The sequence below is a fragment of the Psychrobacter sp. 1Y4 genome (genome assembly GCF_051847555.1).
In genome coordinates this window covers 1-806 of record NZ_JBPYDE010000387.1, presented here as the reverse complement: position 1 = coordinate 806, position 806 = coordinate 1, and the positions used below count along the sequence as shown (strand labels likewise).

Here is an 806-nt window from a genome sequence, read left to right as displayed (position 1 = left end):
CGGTCAGCTACGTGTGCTCGTACCGATGAAAGGGCTAATCGATCCAACCGCTGAGCTGGCACGTCTGGGCAAAGCGCATGAAAAGCTACAGAAGCAAGCCGATGGTATCGCACGTAAGCTAGGTAATGAAGGCTTTGTCAGTAAAGCACCTGCGGAAGTGGTCGATGCTGAGAAAGCGAAACTGGCTGAACTAGAAGGGCAGTTGACCGCGATGACGGCACAGATGGAGCAGTTGAAAGCGTTGTAAACCTAATTAGCTAACGTTTGTGTTTTAATAACGAATACATCATCTGAATACATTCGTCATTAGATGACGTATATAGATACAGCAAAACAAAAGTTTGTGATAAAGTGATACACATTTAAATTTAACAAAAACAACTACAAAGTCTAGAGACAATACAATGAGTTCTAAACCTATACAAAAAATTATTTTTGGCAGTCCAGGCACTGGTAAAAGCTATATGATTGACCATAAGATCATACCTAATGAACTAAATATTGACATCAAAAAAAATCCTGAAAATATTATAAAAGCGGTATTTCACCCTGAATACACTCATGGTGATTTTATGGGTAAGTTACTACCAATGACACAAGATGGGCAGGTAGAATATAACTTCTATGAAGGACATTTTTTGAGTGCGCTGAGTCAAGCCTATAAGAATATTCTTGCTACTTATGATAAACACGAAAATAAAATTGAAGGTAGAGAAATTGAAAATGTGGTGTTAGTTATTGATGAAATAAATAGAGGTAACTCTTCTGCGATTTTTGGTTCTATATTTCAATTATTAGATAGAGAT

At 37.1% G+C, this 806-nt stretch carries 1 protein-coding gene and 1 pseudogene; both read left to right on the top strand.

The features are described from left to right. A partial coding sequence (locus tag ACS8FC_RS16505; RefSeq protein ID WP_439297573.1) for a hypothetical protein occupies positions 1–247 on the top strand: 247 nt, incomplete at its 5' end. Between the two features lie 157 nt (positions 248–404). Further along, positions 405–806 (top strand): annotated as a pseudogene (locus tag ACS8FC_RS16500) (restriction endonuclease); the annotation flags it as partial.